19 protein-coding genes and 1 pseudogene are annotated in these 20,947 nt (G+C 71.4%); 10 read left to right on the top strand and 10 right to left on the bottom strand.

Going from position 1 to position 20,947, the window contains the following annotated elements; translation table 11 throughout:
• Nucleotides 1-45 precede the first annotated feature (45 nt).
• Nucleotides 46-960, bottom strand: a complete 915-nt coding sequence (locus tag ACFWXC_RS47060; protein ID WP_384489389.1) for a LysR substrate-binding domain-containing protein — start codon at nt 958-960, stop codon at nt 46-48.
• 110 nt (nt 961-1,070) lie between these two features.
• Between ACFWXC_RS47060 and mgrA the strand changes: the two genes are divergently transcribed.
• A complete protein-coding gene (gene mgrA, locus ACFWXC_RS47055) occupies nt 1,071-2,063 on the top strand; it encodes an L-glyceraldehyde 3-phosphate reductase (RefSeq protein ID WP_384489387.1) in 993 nt (330 codons plus the stop codon).
• 168 nt (nt 2,064-2,231) lie between these two features.
• On the opposite strand, the gene ACFWXC_RS47050 is transcribed toward mgrA, so the two are convergent.
• Nucleotides 2,232-2,615 carry a nuclear transport factor 2 family protein gene (locus ACFWXC_RS47050; RefSeq protein WP_384489385.1) on the bottom strand — a complete coding sequence of 128 codons (384 nt, stop codon included), beginning with the start codon at nt 2,613-2,615 and terminating at the stop codon, nt 2,232-2,234.
• Nucleotides 2,616-2,925: 310 nt separating this feature from the next.
• Between ACFWXC_RS47050 and ACFWXC_RS47045 the strand changes: the two genes are divergently transcribed.
• From ACFWXC_RS47045 to ACFWXC_RS47035, 3 genes are all read left to right on the top strand, one after another.
• Nucleotides 2,926-3,336 (top strand): hypothetical protein, encoded by a 411-nt coding sequence (locus ACFWXC_RS47045; protein WP_351707670.1) that lies wholly within the window; start codon nt 2,926-2,928, stop codon nt 3,334-3,336.
• A gap of 83 nt (nt 3,337-3,419) precedes the next feature.
• The gene (locus ACFWXC_RS47040) at nt 3,420-5,759 is read left to right on the top strand and encodes an FHA domain-containing protein (RefSeq protein WP_384489383.1); all 2,340 of its coding nucleotides are present in this window, start codon (nt 3,420-3,422) and stop codon (nt 5,757-5,759) included.
• Between the two features lie 8 nt (nt 5,760-5,767).
• Entirely contained in the window at nt 5,768-6,382 is a 615-nt protein-coding gene (locus tag ACFWXC_RS47035; protein ID WP_384489381.1) for a hypothetical protein, read from the top strand.
• Here ACFWXC_RS47035 and ACFWXC_RS47030 read toward each other — a convergent pair.
• Complete coding sequence (locus tag ACFWXC_RS47030) at nt 6,354-7,685, bottom strand: streptophobe family protein (protein WP_384489379.1); 1,332 nt, start codon at nt 7,683-7,685, stop codon at nt 6,354-6,356. The two genes, ACFWXC_RS47035 and ACFWXC_RS47030, sit on opposite strands and share 29 nt — an antisense overlap.
• A 169-nt stretch (nt 7,686-7,854) precedes the next feature.
• Between ACFWXC_RS47030 and ACFWXC_RS47025 the strand changes: the two are divergent.
• A pseudogene (locus tag ACFWXC_RS47025) lies at nt 7,855-9,132 on the top strand (DUF6777 domain-containing protein); the annotation flags it as partial.
• A 588-nt stretch (nt 9,133-9,720) separates the two neighbouring features.
• On the top strand, nt 9,721-10,173 hold the full coding sequence (locus tag ACFWXC_RS47020) for an ATP-binding protein (protein ID WP_384489377.1): 453 nt from the start codon (nt 9,721-9,723) through the stop codon (nt 10,171-10,173).
• Nucleotides 10,174-10,272: 99 nt separating this feature from the next.
• On the opposite strand, the gene ACFWXC_RS47015 is transcribed toward ACFWXC_RS47020, so the two are convergent.
• Both ACFWXC_RS47015 and ACFWXC_RS47010 read right to left on the bottom strand, forming a co-directional pair.
• Nucleotides 10,273-11,160 carry an RNA polymerase sigma factor SigF gene (locus ACFWXC_RS47015; RefSeq protein WP_384489375.1) on the bottom strand — a complete coding sequence of 296 codons (888 nt, stop codon included), beginning with the start codon at nt 11,158-11,160 and terminating at the stop codon, nt 10,273-10,275.
• 205 nt (nt 11,161-11,365) lie between these two features.
• Complete coding sequence (locus ACFWXC_RS47010; RefSeq protein WP_384489373.1) at nt 11,366-12,178, bottom strand: class I SAM-dependent methyltransferase; 813 nt, start codon at nt 12,176-12,178, stop codon at nt 11,366-11,368.
• 55 nt (nt 12,179-12,233) lie between these two features.
• Between ACFWXC_RS47010 and ACFWXC_RS47005 the strand changes: the two genes are divergently transcribed.
• The gene (locus ACFWXC_RS47005; protein WP_384489371.1) at nt 12,234-12,593 is read left to right on the top strand and encodes a helix-turn-helix domain-containing protein; all 360 of its coding nucleotides are present in this window, start codon (nt 12,234-12,236) and stop codon (nt 12,591-12,593) included.
• Nucleotides 12,594-12,600: 7 nt separating this feature from the next.
• On the opposite strand, the gene ACFWXC_RS47000 is transcribed toward ACFWXC_RS47005, so the two are convergent.
• Nucleotides 12,601-13,806 (bottom strand): epoxide hydrolase family protein, encoded by a 1,206-nt coding sequence (locus tag ACFWXC_RS47000; RefSeq protein ID WP_384489369.1) that lies wholly within the window; start codon nt 13,804-13,806, stop codon nt 12,601-12,603.
• A gap of 186 nt (nt 13,807-13,992) precedes the next feature.
• On the opposite strand from ACFWXC_RS47000, the gene ACFWXC_RS46995 reads away from it, so the two are divergent.
• Nucleotides 13,993-14,475: a VOC family protein gene (locus tag ACFWXC_RS46995; protein ID WP_384489367.1), complete on the top strand. Its 483-nt coding sequence runs from the start codon at nt 13,993-13,995 to the stop codon at nt 14,473-14,475.
• A gap of 60 nt (nt 14,476-14,535) precedes the next feature.
• Here ACFWXC_RS46995 and ACFWXC_RS46990 read toward each other — a convergent pair whose 3' ends face one another.
• The 4 genes from ACFWXC_RS46990 to ACFWXC_RS46975 all read right to left on the bottom strand — a co-directional run bounded on the left by ACFWXC_RS46990 (nt 14,536) and on the right by ACFWXC_RS46975 (nt 19,219).
• On the bottom strand, nt 14,536-15,420 hold the full coding sequence (locus ACFWXC_RS46990; protein WP_384489365.1) for a geranyl diphosphate 2-C-methyltransferase: 885 nt from the start codon (nt 15,418-15,420) through the stop codon (nt 14,536-14,538).
• Nucleotides 15,421-15,468: 48 nt separating this feature from the next.
• Nucleotides 15,469-16,521 carry a family 2 encapsulin nanocompartment cargo protein terpene cyclase gene (locus ACFWXC_RS46985; RefSeq protein ID WP_384489363.1) on the bottom strand — a complete coding sequence of 351 codons (1,053 nt, stop codon included), beginning with the start codon at nt 16,519-16,521 and terminating at the stop codon, nt 15,469-15,471.
• 19 nt (nt 16,522-16,540) lie between these two features.
• On the bottom strand, nt 16,541-17,983 hold the full coding sequence (locus ACFWXC_RS46980; protein ID WP_384489361.1) for a family 2B encapsulin nanocompartment shell protein: 1,443 nt from the start codon (nt 17,981-17,983) through the stop codon (nt 16,541-16,543).
• 228 nt (nt 17,984-18,211) lie between these two features.
• Nucleotides 18,212-19,219: a zinc-binding alcohol dehydrogenase family protein gene (locus ACFWXC_RS46975; protein WP_384489423.1), complete on the bottom strand. Its 1,008-nt coding sequence runs from the start codon at nt 19,217-19,219 to the stop codon at nt 18,212-18,214.
• Between the two features lie 150 nt (nt 19,220-19,369).
• On the opposite strand from ACFWXC_RS46975, the gene ACFWXC_RS46970 reads away from it, so the two are divergent.
• Both ACFWXC_RS46970 and ACFWXC_RS46965 read left to right on the top strand, forming a co-directional pair.
• Nucleotides 19,370-20,164 carry a VOC family protein gene (locus ACFWXC_RS46970; protein ID WP_384489359.1) on the top strand — a complete coding sequence of 265 codons (795 nt, stop codon included), beginning with the start codon at nt 19,370-19,372 and terminating at the stop codon, nt 20,162-20,164.
• A gap of 47 nt (nt 20,165-20,211) precedes the next feature.
• On the top strand, nt 20,212-20,913 hold the full coding sequence (locus ACFWXC_RS46965) for a ribonuclease H (protein ID WP_384489357.1): 702 nt from the start codon (nt 20,212-20,214) through the stop codon (nt 20,911-20,913).
• The last annotated feature ends 34 nt before the right edge of the window (nt 20,914-20,947 follow it).

Here is a 20,947-nt window from a genome sequence, read left to right as displayed (position 1 = left end):
CGTCGTTGTGGACGCTCATGAGTCTGCGCCGACGGGAAGCCGAGGTCAGGAGGGGTGGACCCCGTCCGGGGGTGTTGCCAGGCCCCCTGTTTCGAGGAGGGTGATCAGCGCCCGGGCCGCCGGGCTGGTGGCCGTCTCGGGCGGCAGCAGGGCGACCGTCTCGTAGGCGGCCTCGTCCGTGTCCTTGAGCGCGAGCGCGGTGAGCGAGGGCCGCTTGTGCCGGAAGTGCCGGGGTACCACGGCGATGCCGAGGTTCTCGTCGACCAGGTCGAGAAGGCTGTGCACGTCGTTGACCTCCAGCGCGACCGTGCGCCGTACGCCCGCCGCGGCGAAGGCCGAGTCGGTCGTGCGGCGCGGGCCCCAGTCCGGGTGGAAGTCCACGAACACCTCCCCGTCGAGGTCCGCCGGGACCACCGCCGCGCCGGCCGTGGCCAGCCGGTGGCTGGGATGGCACAGCACGGTCATCGGCTCGCCGGTCAGGGCCACCGAGCGCAGCTGGTCGGTGTCGTCCTGGGTGCGGTAGGCGAAGGCCAGGTCCAGCCGGCCCGCCGCCACCTCCTCGGCCAGCGCGCCCGAACCGGTCTGCCGCAGCCGGATCTCCACGTCCGGGTGCCGGCGCCGGAACGCGGCAAGGAGCCCCGCCACGTGCACCCCGGCGATGCACTGCTCGGTGCCCAGCGCCAGCGTCCCGCGCAGCACGCCCTGCACCGCGGCCACCGCCTCGTGCGCCGACCGCACCTGCGCGAGGATGCGTTCCGCCTCACCGAGCAGCGCGCGGCCCGCCTCGGTGAGCGTCACCCGGCGGGTGGTCCGCACGAACAGGGGCGCCCGCAGCTCCCGCTCAAGGGCCCGGATCGAGGCGGACAGGCCCGACTGGGAGACCAGCAGCCGTTCCGCGGCCCGGGTGAAGTGCTGGTCCTCGGCGACGGCGACGAAATGCTGGAGGTGGCGCAGTTCCATGACTGAGAAGCCTAACCGCACAATTCCATCGGATTCTTCTGTTGGACCACTGCCCGCTGCTCGGGAAAGGTGGCACTGATAGACAGTGTGCCAACCCCTCTGGAGTCGCGTTGTACACCGCACACCCCGACCGTTACGCCGACATGCCGTACCGCCGCAGCGGCCGCAGCGGTCTGAAGCTTCCCGCGCTGTCGCTCGGCCTGTGGCACAACTTCGGGCCCGACCGGCCCGTGACGACCCAGCGCGCCATCCTGCGCCGCGCCTTCGACCTCGGCGTCACCCACTTCGACCTGGCCAACAACTACGGTCCGCCGCCCGGCGCCGCCGAGTCGGCGTTCGGTGAGGCACTGAAGGCGGACTTCGCCTCCTACCGTGACGAACTGGTCATCTCCACCAAGGCCGGCTACCTGATGTGGCCCGGCCCCTACGGCGAGTGGGGTTCGCGCAAGTACCTGCTGTCGTCGCTGGACCAGTCCCTGAGCCGGATGGGCCTGGACTACGTCGACATCTTCTACTCGCACCGCCCGGACCCGGAGACTCCCCTGGAGGAGACGATGGGCGCCCTGCACTCCGCGGTCCAGCAGGGCAAGGCGCTCTACGTCGGCGTCTCCAACTACTCGGCGGAGCAGACCCGTGAGGCGGCCCGGATCCTCGGCGAGCTGGGCACCCCGCTCCTCATCCACCAGCCGCGCTACTCGATGCTGGACCGCCGCCCGGAGACCGGGGGCGTCCTGGACGCGCTGGACGAGCTCCAGGTCGGTTCCATCGTCTTCTCCCCGCTGGAGCAGGGCCTGCTCACCGGCCGCTACCTGGACGGCATCCCGGAGGGCTCCCGGGCCGCGAGCGACAGCCCGTTCCTGAACTCGGACGCGGTCACCGAGGACCTGGTCGCCCAGCTGCGCGCCCTCGACGAGGTCGCCAAGGGCCGCGGTCAGACCCTCGCCCAGCTCGCCCTGTCCTGGGTGCTGCGCGGTGGCCGGGTGACCTCCGCGCTGATCGGCGCGAGCAGCCCGCAGCAGGTCGAGGACTGCGTCGGCGCCATCGGCAAGCTGGACTTCGACGCCGAGGAACTGGCGCGGATCGACGCGATCGTCAAGCAGTGAGCGACGCCGTCGTCGACCGGTGACGCGCTCGGTGAGGGGACGCGCACCGCGTCCCCTCACCCTTGCCGAGCCCCTCACTCCGCGGACCCGGGCCACACCGCACTGGGCCAGGCGCGCCCGTCCGGGCTCCTGCCCGGGACGGCGGTGAAACTCGTCGTGGAAGCCGGCTCAGGTCGTGGTGGGCACCCGGTCCAGGAAGCCCAGTACCTGCCGGATCCGGCCGTCCTCGCTGAGCGTGACCACGTCAAAACCGGCCACCGGTGCCGAGCCGTCGGCCTCGTTCACCAGCTCCCAGCCGAAGCGCGCGGTGTCGTGGTGGCCGTCGACGGCCCCGAGCGGACGGAACACGAAACCCGGGAACTGCTCGTGCGCCGCCGCGATCACGGCCGTGATCTGGGCGTGCCCGGAGACCGCGGCGAGCGGGTCGGTGTAGGTGCCCTCCGGGGCCCAGGCCTCGGCGACCGCCTTGCCCAGCGCCTCGGGCTCGGTGGCGTTCCAGGCCTCGAAGTAGCGGGCGGCGGCGGTCTGGTAACGGTCGGTGTTCACGGACATGGCGAATCAGCCTCCATCGAGGGTGTCACTGCTGGTCAGGGGGTGGATCGCGGCTTGCGGCGATCCGTTGACACCACCCTGCCCGGATCCGCGTGACGGGTCGATTACCCCTCGGGTAATGAAGGCAGGTCCGTACAGCTGGCGCATTCCGGCCAATTCGCAGAGCGAATATGCCAAGAGACTGGCCGGAAAGGTGTGGTGACAGTGTTTCGAAAGTGAACATACTCGAATGTCAGGAGCACTTCACCGCACAGGAGCCGCACGGAAATCCGCCCGCGACGGCACACCGGCGAGCTACGGGGGAGTGATCGTGCACGACGAATTCCTGTGCCATGTCACGGCATACGGCATCTGCGGCGGGCAGCGCATCGGCGTTCCCCTCGGCACTTACCGTGCGCCGACGCTGGCACTGGCGCTGTGGTGGTTACGGGACCGGGCCTCGTGGATCGCGGATCGGCTGGATCCCTTACCCGAGAACCCCAGATACCCGCAGGGGGCTCTCGTCCCGGTGGGGGCGACCGTCTCGGACGTACCCGGCCTGCTCCGCGTCTGGTGTGCCGACGTGGTCCGGCAGGAACTCGTCGCCGACGAACTGGCCGGCGGACGGCTGGTGCGGATCGCCGTCCAGGACGACACCACCGAGTACGAACTGCTCGCCGAGTCCGTCGACGCCCTCCGTATGCAGCGCACCGTCCCCGCCCTCGTCGTCCCCGTGGCCTGACACGTGACAGTCGCCGGCCGGGCGGCCGGAGTCGGATGGCCGCGGTCGGGCGTATAAGCTGACAAATCTGTAGAATTCTGGCCATGGCGGATCGGCCGGTCACCTCGACGGCGCCCGAACTCGTCCTGGAGACCGACACGGGATCCACGGTGATGAGCCCGGGCCGCGACTACCACGTCGGGCGTGACCCCTACAGCGACATCGTTATCGACGACTCCCGGGTCTCCTGGCACCACGCGGTGCTGCGGCCCGCGGACGGTCACTGGACCCTCGAGGACGAGCAGAGCACCAACGGCACCTACGCCGACGGCCGCCGCATCCGGGAATGGGAAGTGGGCCCCGGTACGGTCATCCGCTTCGGCAGCCCCGCCGACGGGCCGAGCGCCGTCCTCGTCGGGCGCCCGCCGCCCGCCACCGACCGCCCCTCCTCCGTGTCGATGCCTAGCCGCACCGGCACCTTCCGGCAGCCGTCCTCGGTACGGCGGCTCCAGGCCCGCACCATCCGCATCGGCCGCGCCACCGACAACGACGTCGTCGTCGACGACCTGGTCGTCTCCCGTCACCACGCCGAACTGCGCGCCCATCCCGACGGCAGCTACGAGATCGTCGACCTCGACAGCCACAACGGCACCTACCTCAACGGCCGCACCGTCATCCGCGCCCCGGTCGGCCCCCGGGACGTCGTCGGCATCGGCCACTCGGCGTTCTGCCTGGTCGACGGCCAGCTGCAGGAGTACGTCGACACCGGCGAGATCTCCCTCGACGTCCAGGAACTCACCGTCGCCGTCGACCGCGGCCGCAAGATCCTGCTCGACCACGTCTCCTTCCCGGTCGGCGAGAAGTGCCTGCTCGCCGTGGTCGGGCCGAGCGGCGCCGGCAAGTCCACCCTGCTCGGCGCCCTCACCGGCCAGCGCCCCGCCGAGCACGGCACCGTCCTCTACGACGGCCGCGACCTCTACCGCGACTACGCCGAGCTGCGCCAGCGCATCGGCCTGGTCCCGCAGGACGACATCCTGCACGTCCAGCTGACCGTGCGCAGCGCCCTCACCTACGCCGCCGAACTGCGCTTCCCCGAGGACACCGCGAAGGCCGAGCGGCGGGAGCGGGTCGAGGAGGTCATCCGGGAACTCGGCCTCGAACAGCGCGCCGAGCAGTCCGTGCACAGCCTCTCCGGCGGGCAGCGCAAGCGGGTCAGCGTCGCTCTGGAGCTGCTGACGAAGCCCTCCCTGCTCTTCCTCGACGAGCCGACCAGCGGACTCGACCCGGGCATGGACCGCTCGGTGATGAACATGCTGCGCGGCCTCGCCGACGACGGCCGTACCGTCATCGTCGTCACCCACAGCGTGCTCAGCCTCGACGTCTGCGACCGCCTCCTGGTCCTGGCGCCGGGCGGCCGGACCGCCTACTTCGGCCCGCCCGGCGACGCCCTCGGCTTCTTCGGCTTCGACGAGTGGCCCGAGGCCTTCGAGGCGTTCGAGCGGGACACCGGCCGGGACTGGGCGGGGGAGTTCCGCGCGTCGTCGTACCACCGGAAGTACATCGTGAACTCCAGCGCGCAGCCCGTCGTGCCGCGCACCGGCCCGGTCGCCGCGCCCCCGCCGCCGCGCCCGCGCAGCTGGGGAGCCCAGTTCTCGACGCTGGTGCGCCGCTACACCGCCGCCCTCCTCGCCGACCGGACCTTCCTCGTCATCATGATCGGGCTGCCGTTCGTCATGGGTGCGATGGCCCGGGCCGTCGCCGGCAACAAGCTCACCTTCGACACCGCGACCAACGCGCTGCTCACCCTCTGCGTGGGCGGGGTACTGACCGGCGCGGCCAACGCCGTGCGCGAACTGGTCAAGGAACGCGTCATCTACCAGCGTGAGAGAGCCGTCGGCCTGCCCAGATCGGCGTACGTGATGTCGAAGGTCGTGGTCCTCGGCACCATCACCGTGCTCCAGGCGATCGTGCTCACCCAGGTGGGCCTGGCCGGCGTCGACCTCAACGCGCCCGGCGGCGAAGGGGTGTTGATGCCACCCCTGCTGGAGATCACCGTCGCCGTGGCCGTGCTCTCGTTCACCGCGATGATGCTCGGCCTGATGATCTCCGCCCTGGTCCGCAAGGAGGAGGTGACGATGCCGCTGCTGGTGCTGCTCACCGTCGTCCAGGTCGTCTTCTGCGGAACCCTGCTGAAGCTGGACGGCGTGCCCGGTCTCGAGCAGCTGGCCTGGCTGGTGCCCTCGCGGTGGGCGCTCGGTGCCATGGCCGGCACCGTCGAACTGCACCGGATCGTGCCGGGCAAGCTGACCGCCGACCCGTTCTTCCGGCACTCGGCGGGCGTCTGGCTGCGCAACATGGTCATGCTGGTGGTGCTGTCCGCCGTCTTCGGCTGTCTCCTCTCCCGGCTGCTGCGCCGGCACGAACCCGCCGTGATGCGGAAGTAGGCGACACGATGACCACGAGCCCAGGGTTCCGGCCCACCCACGTCGTCCCGGCCGACGGCATGCCCGCCTGGGAGGCCCCCGACCCCGCCCGGCCGACCGTGCCCCTGGACCCGCTGCTTCCGGTACAGCTCGTGGAGCGGCGCGGCGACTGGGCGCACATCAGCTGCGCCAACGGCTGGGCCGCCTGGGTCGACGGCCGCTACCTCGTCGCCGTGCCCCGCGACCCGCCCCTGACCGGCGGCCCGTCCGCCGACGCCACCGACCCGCGCCCGCTGCTCGCCCACGCCGCGCAGGCCCTCGCCGACTACCGGGATGCCGTCGAGGACCTGGCCGGCGGCGGCCTCGACGGCGAGTCCTTCCGGGGCCGTACCCACGGGCTGCGCATCGGGCTGGTGGTCGACGGGGAGTCCATGTGGCTGTACGACCCGGCCGAGGGGTGCTGGCTCTACGGCGACGGGCGGCGGCTGTCGACCTACCTCACCGACCGGGACGTCACCGACGGAGGCTTCACCGACCGGCACCTCACCGACCGGCATCTGACCGACCGGGCTGAGCCGGGCGGCGACGGTCCCGGTCACTACCCGACCCGGGTGGTCACCCCGGACGGTGAGCGCGAGCGGTAGGTCTCGGGGCCCCTCCGGCCGCCACCTCGCCCCGGCGGCGCACCGGGCCGGCCAGCAGCGCGCCCAGGTACCCGGCGACCAGACCCCACAGTGCGCCCAGGCCCACCGCCGACCACAGCTGCGGCCTCAGCAGCAGCTCGCCGGAGAGATTGCCGCCCAGGTCGCCGATGCCGAGCAGGGAGAGGCCGTAGTGGGCGGAGACCCGGCCGGTGAGGCAGAGCGTCAGCATCGTCAGCGCGAGCGCGATCGCCAGATGCAGGGCGTGCCGCCAGGCGCGGACCCGGGCCGGTGAGCGCACCGCCATCAGGAACGCGGCCGCCAGCAGCAGCACCGCGGCCACCCACACCAGCCACCACCACCGGCTGTCGTGGGCGGTGATCGTACGGAGGTTCAGGGTCGAGACGTCCGGGGTGCGCAGCACCTCGGCGAGGACGTGCGGCACCGGCAGCCCGAACGGGCCGTCGACCCGGCCCCTCCAGGTGGCGCCCAGACCGAGCGTGAGCGCCAGCCACGCCAGGTTGGGCAGCCCGAGCAGAATCACCGCGAGGGTCTCCTTGGCGTGCCCGCGCGTCACCAGCGCGACGAGCGCGGCCACCAGGGCCAGACCGACGTAGGCCAGCACGAACACCACCATGGCGAACGCGGCCGGGCGCACCGACGCCTGGAAGCGCAGCAGCCGCCCCGGCAGCGGCGCCCCGCGCGACACCAGCAGCGCGAGCAGCAGGACCCCGGCCAGCCACAGCAGCCCGAACACGACACTGAGCGGCACGTCCGTCGTGAAGCCCACCTTCGGCGCGGCGTCCAGCAGATCGGTGAGGCCACTGAGCGCGCCGCTGCCCACGTTCACGGCGAAGGTGTGCCGGGCACCGAGTGCGAGCCCGATCAGCGCGAGCAGCCACAGCACCGCGATCCGGGCCGCCCAGCCGGCCAGCTCCCGGGCGCCGGCCACCGCCCGGTGCCGCAGCGGCCGCAGGAAGCCCCCGGCGACGACCAGCGCCCCGGCCAGCGTCACCGACAGCGGTACGACGGTCAGCCCGGCGTTCGTCCGGGCCAGGTCGCCCGCGTCGCCCGACAGCTCGACGGTGCCGCCGACGGCCGTCACCACGGTCGCGAGCACCACCGGGAGAAAGGCCCCGCTCGGCAGGTCCGACGCGCCCGCGGCCCACAGCCCCACCGCCGCCGGCACCGCCAGGGCGAGCAGCGAGGCCACCACCACGGCCAGGGCCTGCGGCCAGCCGTGCCGGGCGACGGTCCGGGCGACCGGGGCGGTCACCGGCCGCGCCGAGGCGATTCGCGGGCTCACGCTGTCACGCTAAGCAACGCCTCGGTACCCCGCGCGCCGGGTGGGCCGTACGCGTCGGCTTGCGGACGGTACGGGACCGGCGCACATTGGGCTCGTTGTGCATCAAATGAGGCATTTTTCGCAAAAGCCGTTTACTGCGAATGCCGTCCACCGCAACGGGGAGATGAGCGTGAGCATCGAACCGCCGTCATCCGGCCGTCCCACAGGACCTCCCTCCGGCCCGCTGTCCGGGCCCTCCGGCCCGCCTCCCGGCCCGCCCTCGCAGCCGCCCGGCGGCGGAGGCGGCGGCAGCCAGGGCGGACAGCCGCACCAGCCGTGGTGGAGGTCCACGCCCCGGATCGCGATGCTCACCACCGCCGTCGTGGTCGCCGCGGTCCTGGCCGTGGTCTTCACCCGTCCGGACGGCGGTTCCGGGAAGGGCGGCGAGGTCTTCCTCCAGGCCGCCAACAGCTCCGGGCAGGACCCGTTCACCGAGTCCAGTGCGACGAAGAGCTCCGTCGCACCGACATCCTCCGCACCCGTGGGACCGGCCACCTCGGCCACTTCGGCCACTTCGACCACTTCGACCACCTCGACCGCCTCGGCCGGGTCGGCGGTGCCGACGGTGCCGACGGTGCCGGCGAACGAGGTGCGCGGGGTGGACGGCGGAGCACCCGGCCTCTACAGCGGTACGAAGGACAGCGGCAGCTGCGACATCGAGAAACAGGTCGGGTACTTCCAGGCCTCGCCCTCGCGCAACAAGGCGTTCGCCACGCAGGTCGGCGTGCGCCCCTCCGGCGTCCCCGCCTACCTGCGCTCCCTCACCTCCGTACAGCTGCGCGCGGACACCCGGGTCAGCGCCCACGGCTACCGCGACGGCGGCTCGACCACGTACCAGTCCGTCCTCCAGACGGGCACCGCCGTCCTGGTCGACGGGCACGGCGTGCCCCGGGTGCGCTGCGCCTGCGGCAACCCGCTGACCCCGCCGGTCGCGCAGCAGAACACCCCGCGGACCACGGGCACCGCCTGGTCCGGGTACCGGCCCTCGAACGTGGTCGTCGTCGCACCCGCCGTGCGGATCGTCAACGTCTTCGTCCTCTTCGACCACCGGCACGACGACTGGTTCGGCCGTCACCGGGGTGACCACACCGGGCACGAGGACCGCCCGGCGAGGCCCCCGGCCAATCCGAACCCCATGTACCCGCCGGTCCACCACGGCTGCCCGCCCACGCCCGGCAGGACCGGGAGCGCCGGCGCCACGCCGTGCCCGCCGACCTCCACCGGCCCGTCGGGGCCGTCCAGCCCCGGCACCGCCTCGAAGTCTCCGTCGTCGAACTCGCCGTCCTCGAAGCCGCCCTCCTCCGAGTCGCCGTCCTCGAAGCCGCCGTCCTCCGAGTCGCCCTCGTCGGAGCCATCGAAGTCCGAATCCCCGAAGACCGAGTCCCCCAAGTCTGAGTCCCCGAAGACCGAGTCCCCGAAGACCGAGTCCCCGAAGACCGAGTCCCCGAAGTCTGAGTCCCCGAAGACCGAATCCCCGAAGACCGAATCCCCGAAGACCGAATCCCCGAAGACCGAGTCCCCCAAGACCGAGTCCCCGAAGACCGAATCCCCGAGGACGGAGTCGCCCAAGACGGAGTCCCCGCAGTCCGAGGCGCCCAAGTCCGAGGCGCCCAAGTCCGAGGCGCCCAAGTCCGAGGCGCCGAAGACTGAATCGCCCAAGACCGAATCCCCGAAGTCCGAAGCGCCGGTGCCGGGGTCGCCGGCGCCGGAATCGCCCAGGTCAGCGGCCCCGCCCTCCGCTCAGCCACCCCCTCCGGCGTCGCCCGGCTCCGAGTCCGCGGTGTCCTCCGCCGCCCCGGTGTCCCCGCAGGTCCCGCCCAGCTCGGCGCCCCCCGTGCCCCAGGAGCCCGAAGGCCCCGGCTCCCCGGCGGTGTGACCAGCGCGACGCCTTTTGTGCGCGGTCGGCGAACACCGCGGGGACTGCCGGACGACACTCGGGGTACGAGCATGGTTGCAACAGCGACCGGGCCGTGACCGGCCTCCTGGAGAGACACGCATGATCGAACACCTGGGCGGGGCAGTGATACCGACTGGCTTCGACGTACCCGTGGAGCCGCTGCGGCGGGCGGCGCACTACACCGGTGAACCGGGCTGCATCGCCGAGGCGCGGGACTTCGCGGCCCGCTTCCTGGAGCAGCTGAGAACCGAGTGGTGTGCCACGATCGACCCCCGGGCCGACGGTGAGCTGCTCCTGGTGGTGAGCGAGCTGATCACCAACGCGGACCGGCACAGCAACGGCCCGTACATCCTCGAACTGGAGGGTACGGACAGCGCGGTCCTGGTCTCCGTGTACGACAGCAGTGCCGCCCTGCCCCGGCGCTTTCCCAGGGATCCCGAGCGGGTCGGCCGGCACGGCCTGGAGATCGTGCACGCCCTGGCCGCCGAGGTCACCGCCGAGCGGGTGCCGGTCGGCAAGCGGGTCCGCGCGCTGGTACCCCTCACGCACTGAACTCGCACACGGATGCCGGACATCGGGTCACCCGGACGCGGGATCGCCACAGGCGCTGCCCCACGCGCCGGTGCGGGGCAGCGCCCGTGAGCCCCGCCGTCAGGCGCAGCCGAGCTCGCCCAGCATCCCCTGACGCAGGCGCGCGATGATCCGCTTGATGAGGCGGGAGACATGCATCTGGGAGCAGCCGAGCCGCTCGCCGATCTCCGCCTGGGTGGCCTCCTCCACGAACCGGAGATGGATGATCTCCCGGTCCCGTTCGCTCAGCTCGGCCATGAGCGGAGCCAGCGACTGGAAGTCCTCGACGAGCCGCAGCCCGTCCTCCTCGACGCCGATGAAGTCCGCGAGCACGGACTCGCCGTCCTCGGGGCCGTCCCCGGTGAGTGCGGCGTCCAGGGAGGAGGAGTTGTAGCCGTTGGAGGCCAGCTGGCCCTCGACCACCTCGCCCTCGGACAGGTTCATCAGCGTGGCGAGTTCGGCGACCGTCGGTTCCCGGTCCAGGCGGCTGGAGAGTTCCTCGCGTGCCTTTGCCAGCTCGACCCGCAGCTCCTGGAGCCGGCGCGGGACGTGCACGGCCCAGGTGGTGTCCCGGAAGAACCGCTTGATCTCGCCCACGATGTACGGCAGTGCGAAGGAGGTGAACTCGACCTCGCGCGACAGCTCGAACCGGTCGATGGCCTTGATCAAGCCGATCATCCCGGTCTGGACGATGTCCTCCATGTCGTCGCCGCGGTTGCGGAACCGTCCGGCCGCGAACCGCACCAGCGACATGTTCATCTCGATGAGCGTGTTGCGGGCGTACTGGAACTCCGGTGTGCCCTCCTCCAGTTCGCCGAGCCGCTGGAAGAACTGGCGGGACAGCGCCCGTGCGTCACGTGGGGCGACCGTCTTCGGGTCCTCGATTCCGGGCAGTTCCCTCTCCGTCATGCACTCCTCGGCGGACTGCGCGGTGTTCACTGCTTCCGACCGGATCCCGGCGGTATTCATTACCTCTCCCCACGAACGTCACGGTTCGGCCCGGCCACTTCGGCCTGTGTCGTGCCGGCCCTGCCCAGTTGATCACCCTGGCCCGGGTACCCGGTATCGGACATCGCATGCGTGCTTGACGGACGGGTACCCGGGGTGACGCACCGCATGCGCACCGTCCACCCGGGTGGCGGAAAACAATCGGTGCCGGTCGATGGAGAGGCGATCACACTCCGACGCGTACGGCCATGATCAGCTGGTGCCAGTACCGCTTGGTGACCGTACCGCCGTACCGCGAGTCGATGAGTTCCCGGATACCGGCCAGCAACCCCTTTCGGGCGGCTTCGGGCAGGGCACGGTGGTTGGAGTAGGTGAGGAGTACGTCCAGGTAGGAGTCGGTCGTGTACGTGATCTCCTGGGCATGGCCGTGCACGGTGACATCCCTGAAGTACGGGGAGCCGCTGAACTCCTCCGTGTCGGAGGCGATCTCCGACTCGGGGGTCAGCCGCAGCCCCGGCGGTGTGGCCGGGTCCCACCGCTCGTAGCACTCCTGGACGTCGGCGAAGAAGTCCTCCGTGCCGCCCGCCACATGGTGGGTGACGACGACGGCGAGCAGTCCGCCGGGACGCAGCGCCCGGGCCGCCCTGGACACCCGCACCGCCGGGTCGAGCCAGTGGAACGCGGTAGCGCACACCACCGCGTCGAACGGTTCCGGCGGCAGCTCCCACCGCTCGAAGTCCGCGGTCACGACCTCCACCGCCGGAAACGCGGCCAGTTGCCGGCGGGCCACGGCGGCCAGGGACGGGCCCAGCTCCACGGCCGTGATCGCACAGCCGGACCCGGCGAGATCGACGGTGAGCTGGCCGGTGCCCGGCGCGATCTCCAGCACGCGGACACCCGGGCCGGCGCCCGTGACCCGGCTCAGCTCCTCGACCAGGGAGGGGGGATAGCCGGGCCGTGCGCGCTGGTACCGCTCCGCGTCCTGGTCGAAGGTGTCCCGCAGCTCCGGCCCTGTTCCCATGAACTCCAGCGCTTCCATGCAGGGAGCATGCCGATCCCCTGCCGCGGCGTGCCACTGCTTTTAGGCTGTGGGGGTGAGCAGCCAATCGCCGAACGACGCCCGTGTCATCCCCCTGCGCCCGCAGAAGCCGGCCCCGACGCCCAGGGAACCCCTCTGGCGCGACCTGGTCGGAGACGTCCTGCGAAGGGAGCGGCTGGACCAGGAGCGCACCCTCAAGGACGTCGCCGAGGCGGCCCGGATCTCCATGCCGTATCTCTCGGAGATCGAGCGCGGCCGCAAGGAGGCCTCCTCCGAGGTCCTCGCGGCCGCCGCCCACGCCCTCGGCCTCGACCTTGGTGGGCTGCTGTCCCTGGTCCAGTCCGAGTTCGTCCGCAAGACCGCTGTCGGCCGACCCGTGACCGGGCCCTACAACGGGCTGTGCCTGGTCGCCTGACAGCCGCTCAGCGCTCGCCCAGCTCCCGCAGCTGCCGGAAGAACGCCCGGACGTCGCCCACCAGCAGGTCCGGCTCCTCCATCGCCGCGAAGTGCCCGCCCCGGTCGAACTCCGTCCAGCGCACGATGTTCTCCGTGCGGTCCGCCTTGTGCCGCAGCGGACGCTGGGGTTCGGCCGGGAACAGGGCGAGGGCGGTCGGTGCCGTCGACGCTTCGGAGGGTGCGGTGGCGCGGTGGCCGGTGGCGTGCGCCCGCTCGTAGTAGATGCGGGCGGACGAGGCGGCCGTGCCGGTCAGCCAGTACAGCATCACGTTGGTCAGCAGCCGGTCCCGGTCCACCGCCTCCTCCGGCAGCTCCTCGGAGTCCGTCCACTCCCGGAACTTCTCGACGATCCAGGCGAGTTGTCCGACCGGTGAGTCCGTGAGCGCGTAGCCGGGGGTGTGCGGGCGGGTGCTCTGCAGGATCGCGTACCCCGTGCTCTCCCGGGACCAGGCGGCCCAGCGGCGCCACGAGTCAAGGGTGTGCGCCTGCTCCTCGGGGTCGAGCGCGGCCAGCTCCTCCGCGGTGGGCTCGGTGGCCTGCTGGGCGCCCGGCAGCAGATTCAGGTGCACGCCGATCACCTGTCCGGGATGGGCGCGGCCCAGCTCACGGGAGATCGCCGCGCCCCAGTCACCGCCCTGCGCACCGAACCGCCGGTAACCCAGCCGCGCCATCAGCTCGGCCCACGCGTCCGCAACCCGCCCCGCCTCCCAGCCGGGCTCCGCGGTCGGACCGGAGAAACCGAAACCCGGGACGCTCGGCACCACCACATGGAAGGCGTCGGCCGGGTCCCCGCCGTGCGCCGCGGGATCCGTGAGCGGGCCGACCACGTCCAGGAACTCCACGATCGAGCCCGGCCAGCCGTGGGTGACGACCAGCGGGGTGGCGTCCGGCTCGGGGGAGCGGATGTGGGCGAAGTGCACGTTCGTGCCGTCGATCGTCGTCGTGAACTGCGGCCACGTGTTGAGCTCCGCTTCGGCCGCGCGCCAGTCGTACGTGTGCCGCCAGTAGTCCGCGAGTTCCCGCAGGTACGGCGTCGGTACGCCGTACGCCCAGTCGGCGCCCGGCATCTCGGCCGGCCAGCGGGTGCGGTCGAGGCGGGCGTGGAGGTCGTCGAGGTCGGTCTGGGGGATCGAGATGCGGAAGGGATGGATGTCCGGTGACGAAGAGGCCATGGTCGGGATGCTAGGTGCAGGGGGCCGTCGGTTGTCCGAGGGTCCGTTGTGGCTTGTCGCGCCCACGCGGCGGTGCCGCATGTGCAGTACAGCCCCGCGCCCCTGACGGGGCGCGACGACCGATGAGTTTCTGGATGAGCAGGGGTCGGTACACATGACCGCGTTCCCCGCTCCCAGGAGGTGTCCATGACCACCGACGGATTCACCACGTGTCTCTGGTTCGACGGCCAGGCCGAAGAGGCCGCCCACCACTACGTGTCCGTCTTCAAGAACTCCAGCATCGGGAAGGTCGGCCGCTACAACGAGGCCGGACCGGGGGAGGCGGGCTCCGTGCTGGCCGTCGACTTCACGGCCAACGGGCACAAGTTCGTCGCCATCAACGGCGGCCCGCAGTTCAAGTTCACCGAGGCGATCTCCTTCCAGATCTACTGCGACGGCCAGGAGGAGGTCGACTACTACTGGGCCAAGCTCACCGAGAACGGCGGCGAGCCCGGCCCGTGCGGCTGGCTCAAGGACAGGTACGGCGTGTCCTGGCAGGTCATCCCGGAGGGGCTGATCGAGATGATCGGCGACGCCGACCCGGAGAAGGCGGCCCGCACCACGCGGGCGATGTACACGATGGGCAAGCTCGACATCGCCGCGCTGAAGAAGGCGTACGCGGGCGAGTGACCCGCACGGCGACGCGGGGCGGGGTCTCCGGACACCGCCCCGCGCCTGCGCCGTGCCGGGTCAGACCCGGTCGGCCACGATCATCAGGTACTGGAAGCTGCCGTTCTTGTAGGCGGTGAGGAAGGCGTCCTCGATCCCCGTCACCAGGTGCTCGGCCTGCTTGCGCAGTTCCCAGTACGGGATGGCCGTCTCGGTGAGGTCCTCCACATGGACCGGCACCAGCCGGTTGTTGGCCATCGCCCGGAAGTACTCCGACCGCGGGTGGATGTCGCAGATGTAGTGGGCGTTGATCAGGGACACCTCGCGCGAGGCCTGCCCGTAGGCGTTGTTGTAGCAGCCGGTGATCGTGACATAGCGTCCGCCGCGGCGCAGCAGCCGGGCGTGCTCGGCGAAGAGCAGCTCCAGCTCGACGTACATCGTGGACTCGTTGTTCCAGGAGGCCGCGTACGCGCCGGTCTCGAAGCCGGTGTCCAGCATGTTCCGGTGGTGGTACCGGACCTTGTCACCGACCTCCCGCTTGCGGGCCATGCCGTTGGCGAAGTCGGCCTGCTTGGCGGAGATGGTGACCCCGTCGGCGTGGCAGCCGTAGCGCAGGTTCGCCACGATGCTGCCACCGCCCCGGCCGCAGCCGGCGTCGAAGACCCGGTCGTTCGGGGTGAGCGCGCCGAGATGCCCGGCGAGCAGCTCGGCCTGGGCGTGTTCCAGGCGGTGCAGCTCGCTGGTGACGCGCTCCTTGCGCAGCTCGGGGTCGGTCTCGTCGAGCACCGTCCAGTCGGCCTCGCCGATGCCGTAGTGGTGGTGGTAGAGGTCGTCGATCTTTCCGAGTTCGAGGTTGACCGGGTTCTCCTCGGCGTTCCAGTACTCCGCGACGCTGTTCTGGTACCTGGACTGGGTCGGCACCGGGGCTGACGTGGTGGTCTTCCGAGCGACAGGGGCGGTGGTCAACAGTTGCTCCTCGAAGTGTTTCTGACGGTGTTTCGGATGGGCTGGGTGCTACCAGTAGTCGGGCAGGTGGTAGCGGTTGGTGTTGGTGGCGTGCCACTCGTGGTTGCCGGAGACCCAGGCGGCCAGGCCCTCCGCGTAGCGCGCGACCAGCGGCGAGGTGGCGCCCAGGGTGGCCGACTCCTCCTCGAAGGCCGCCATGATCCGGTTGTGGATGTCGACGGACTTCAGATAGGCCGCCTTCAGACCGCGCCGGTCGTTGGCCGCCACCACCTGGGGCAGGTTGAGGTGGTCCGGGTCGCTCGCCAGCTCTTTGGTGAAGGAGTACAGGTCGTTGACGATCGTGGTCGCGTTGCAGGCCAGGGCCGTGATCCGCTGGATCTCCGGGCGGGCGTAGAGCGGTTCGGGCAGCTCGTAGCCGTCCACCGCGTCGACGATCGACAGACACGGCCGGAAGTTGTTGAACTGCCGCATCACCAGGTACTCCCAGACCCGGGGCGTGTACCGCGTCTCCATCCACGCGGCCTCGCCCAGGTACCCGAGGTGCAGCCGGGCGATGTCGTGCACGAACCGGTCGGTCTGGCTCGGGGTGGCGAACCCGGCGAAGTCCGCGAGGGCGAAGTGGTACGAGCGCAGCGGACCGTCGGCCCGGATGCCCTCGCGCCACTCCTCCTCCAGCTCCGGGATGCCGTGGTAGGGGTCGAGCGCCGACTGGGCGATGATCAGCGGACCGCCGAGCCCGCGCCGGGATCCGCCGCGCCCCTCGTCCTCCTCGCAGTAGCAGGAGTCCACGATGTTCTCGGCGAGCAGCAGCTTGCCGGCGACGGTGAGCCGGTCCAGGTCGAGACCGCCCGGATGCTGGAGTACGACGGCCCGGCCGAACTGGAAGCCCGAGAAGTCCCCCTTCCAGGCCTCGGGGAACAGGTCGAGCTCCCGGGCCCAGGCCTCCAGGCGGCGGTCGAGCTCGGCGGCCTTGGCGGGGTCGGCGGGCACGGCCGGCCGGTAGTGCAGTCCGGGGACCGCCCCGGTGCGCCTGGCCGGGCGCAGACTCCGCGCGATGTTCGGCGGCCCGGGCAGGACGTAGGAGGTGGTGGGTGTGGTCATGGCAGTGTGCTCCAGGCCGTCAGTCGGCGGTGCGGCCGAGCTGGACGTTCTCCAGGATCCCGGCCGCGTCGGGGACCAGGATGGCCAGCGAGTAGTAGGCGGTGACCAGGTAGTTGACGATGGCCTGCTCGTTGACGCCCATGAAGCGGACGTTCAGGCCGGGCTGGAACTCCTCCGGGATGCCGGTCTGGTAGAGCCCGACGACCCCCTGGTCGGCCTCGCCGGTGCGCAGCGCGATGATGCTGCTGGTGTGGTCGTCGCTGATCGGGATCTTGCTGCACGGATAGATCGGGACCCCGCGCCAGGCCGGGATCTCGTGGCCGTCGACGTTCGCGCTGGGGGGCACCAGTCCGCGCCGGTTGCACTGCCGGAAGAACGCCGCGATCGCCTTCGGGTGCGCCAGGATCACCTTGGTCTTGCGCCGCATGGAGATCAGCTCGTCCATGTCGTCCGGGGTCGGCGGGCCGGTGAAGGAGCTGATCCGCTGCCCGTAGTCGATGTTGTGCAGCAACCCGAACTCACGGTTGTTGACCAGCTCCCACTCCTGGCGCTCACGGATCTCCTCGACCGTGAGACGCAGCTGCTGCTGGGTCTGGTCCATCGGGTTGTTGTAGAGGTCGGCGACCCTGGAGTGCACCCGCAGCACGGTCTGGGTGAGTGACAACTCGTACTCACGCGGCGCGAGTTCGTAGTCCACGAAGCCGCCCGGCAGGGTCGGCTCACCGCGGTGGCCGGCCTGCACCGGCACCTCGGCCTCGCCCTTGCGGTTCATCGGCAGCCGCTGCCGGTCGACGTACGCCTGGAGATGCGCGCCCAGCGACGGCACCCGGTCCATGACCTCCTCGACGACCGTCCAGGGCAGCGCCAGCACCACACCGGCCGTCTCCGCCCGGACCGAGGTGAGCCACAGCGGGTCGGTCTGGCCGACCGCCTCGTCGCCCATCTGGTCGCCGTCGGTGACGACTCCGACGACCTCCTCCTCGCCGTACTTGCCGGCCGCGAACCGGATGAACCGGCCGTGCACGACCAGGTAGGTCTCGGTGACCGGCTGCCCGGCCTCGAACAGCACCTGCCCGGCGCGCACTTCGCGGGCCTGGAACCGCTCGGCGATCTGGGTCAGCGCGTCCAGGTCGTCGTAACCCCGCAGGATGGGCAGTTCGGTGAGGGTCCCCGGGATGACCCGGATGTCGTCCCCGCCGTTCTGTTCGAAGCTGACCCGGCCGCGTCCGGTGCGCAGTTGGAGGCGCCGGTTGACCCGGTAGGCGCCGCCCTTGACGTCCACCCAGGGCAGTGTCTTCAGCAGCCATCGGGAGGTGATGGCCTGCATCTGCGGTTCGGACTTGGTGGTCGTGGCGAGCTGACGCGCCGCCCGGGTGCTCAGACTGGTGAGCTGCCCCTCGGTGGTCGGATCCGGCTCGGGCTCGTCGACGGCGGAACCGATGACGCTGTCCGGTGTGGACACATTCCCTCCAGCAGTGAAGCGAACAGGGGTGACCCGGAGGGTCGGTGGTGTGCGAGGTGGCGATGCGCGAGGACCAGCCAAACAGCCGTGGTGATCTACGGGTACGGCGCGAAAGGGGCGGTTGCGCGCCTTAGTTGCGCAAACCTGGTGTTCGGGGTGGAAAAGGTTGTGTTCCCCGAGCGCGCGCCGGTGGCCCGCTCCGATGCCCGGGTCCGCCGCGGGCTGGACTCAGGAGAGGTCGTTGACCAGCACCGCGGCCCCGTCGAAGCGCCCGGCCTTCAGGTCCCGCAGGGCCTGGGGTGCCTCGGACAGCGGGTAGGTGTGGGTGGTCGCGTGGACGTGGTGCCGTTCGGCCAGGGCCAGGAACTCCCGCCCGTCGGCACGGGTGTTGGAGGTGACGCTGCGCAGCTCCCGCTCGTAGAACAGCTCGCGCTCGTAGTTCAGCGTCGGTACGTCGCTGAGGTGGATGCCCGCGACCGCCAGTACCCCGCCCCGGTCCAGGGCGCGGAGTGCGACCGGCACCAGATCGCCGACCGGGGCGAACAGGACGGCGCCGTCCAGCGGCTCGGGCGGCGGCTCGGAGGCGTCCCGGGCCGAGGCCGCGCCCAGCTCCAGGGCCAGCCGCCGGGCCTCGGCACCCCGGGTCAGCACATGCACGGTCGCGCCCTCCGCGAGCGCCACCTGCGCACAGAGATGGGCGCTGCCGCCGAAGCCGTACAGGCCGAGCCGGCCGCCCGGCGGGAGCGATGCCCGGCGCAGCGCGCGGTAGCCGATGATCCCGGCGCACAGCAGCGGCGCGAGCGCCACGTCGTCGAGGGCGCCGGGCAGCCGGTAGGCGAAGTCCGCCGGCACGGTGGTGTACTCGGCGTAGCCGCCGTCCGCGTCCCAGCCGGTGTACTCCGAGTGCGGGCACAGGTTCTCGGCGTCCCGCCGGCAGTAGGCGCACGTCCCGTCCGTGCGCCGCAGCCAGGCCACCCCCACCCGGTCGCCCACCGCGAAGTCCGCCACCTCGGCGCCCCGGCCCGCGACCACGCCCACCACCTCGTGCCCCGGCGTCACCCCGGGCCGGTGGACCGGCAGATCACCCTCCGTGACATGCAGATCGGTCCGGCACACCCCGCAGGCGCGCACCCGGACCAGCAACTCGTCGGCTCCGGGTACCGGCACCGGACGTTCGACGAGCCGGAGCGGATCCCCCTCGACCGGTCCGGGCCGCGCCACCGACCACGCCCGCATCGCGTCCGTCATGTCGTGCCCCATCCGCCGAAGGCCGCCGGCTCACCCTCCCCAGTGTCCGACGGAGTCCGGCGTTCGGCGCGCGGGCGGACAGCCGGATGACTAGCGTGAGGAACCGGGAGAATCCGTGCGATCGGAAGGGCCGCGGCCATGGCGGTACAACCTGAAGGAACCCCCTGTTGGGCCGACGCGATGTTCAGCGACCTGGAGGGGGCCAAGAGCTTCTACGGCGAGGTCCTCGGCTGGACGTTCGGCGAGTCGACGTCGGAGTACGGCAACTACACCCAGGCCTACGCGAACGGCAAGGCCGTCGCCGCCGTCGTACCGCCCATGCCCGGTCAGGAGGGGCAGTCGCAGTGGTGTCTGTACTTCGCCTCGCCGGACGCGGCGGCCGTCGCCGAACGGATCCGGGAGAACGGCGGTGAGGTGCTGATGGAGCCGATGCAGGTCGGCGACTTCGGCACGATGTGCCTGGCCCGGGAGCCCAGCGGCGCGGTCTTCGGCATCTGGCAGGGCGGCGTCCACGAGGGCTTCGAGGCCACGGCCGTGCCCGGCGCCTACTGCTGGGCGGAGGTCTTCACCCGCGAGCCCGAGAAGGCCGACCCCTTCTTCACCGCCCTCTTCTCCTACACGGCCAGGCAGGTCGAGGACGACAACGTCGACTTCCGGATGTTCGACGTGGCCGGGAACACGGTTCTCGGCCGGATGGGGATGACCGACGAGTTCCCGCCCGAGGTGCCCTCGTACATCAACGTCTACTTCACCGTCGACAACTGCGACGAGGCCGTCGCCAAGGCCACCAAGCAGGGCGCGGTGCTGCGCTTCGGCCCGATGAGCAGCCCCTTCGGCAGGTTCGCGGCGCTCACCGACCCGCAGGGCGCCAACTTCTCGGTGATCGACATCACCACCACCGAGGGCGAGCAGCCCCAGGTCAAGGACGTCTGACCAGGACGGACACCGGGCCAGGGCCGGGCTCTCCGCCCGGCCGTGGCATGATCGGGCCCATGCGTGAACGAGTGGTGGCCGCGTGCGACGGCGCTTCCAAGGGAAACCCGGGACCGGCCGGCTGGGCCTGGGTGATGTCCGACGACGCGGCGACTCCGGCCCGCTGGGAGGCCGGCCCGCTCGGCAAGGCCACCAACAACGTGGCCGAACTGACCGCACTGGAGCGGCTGTTGACGGCCGTCGACCCGAACGTGCCTCTTGAGGTGCGGATGGACTCGCAGTACACGATGAAGGCGGTCACCACCTGGCTGCCCGGCTGGAAGCGCAACGGCTGGAAGACCTCGGCGGGCAAGCCGGTCGCCAACCAGGACCTGGTCGTGCGCATCGACGAACTCCTCGACGGCCGCACGGTCGACTTCCGGTACGTCCCCGCCCACCAGGTCGACGGCGACCCGCTGAACGACTTCGCCGACCGCGCGGCCAGCCAGGCGGCGACGGTCCAGGAGGCCGCGGGCAGCGCCCTCGGCTCCCCGGTACCGCCGCCGTCGCCCACGTCCGCCGCCCCCGGCGGGGCCCCGCGCCGCAAGGCGGCCCCCCGCAAGAGCGCCGCCGGCGGCGCCTCGTCGCGCACCATCAAGGCCAAGTTCCCCGGCCGCTGCCTGTGCGGCCGCTCCTACGCGGCCGGCGAGCCGATCGCGAAGAACGGACAGGGCTGGGGCCACCCGGAGTGCCGTACGGCGGAGGCCTGATCCGCCGTCGTCAGCCGTCTCGAGGCGACTTCAG

Source organism: Streptomyces sp. NPDC058683, from assembly GCF_042716195.1.
GTDB lineage: Bacteria > Actinomycetota > Actinomycetes > Streptomycetales > Streptomycetaceae > Streptomyces.
This window is presented reverse-complemented; position numbering and strand designations above follow the sequence as displayed.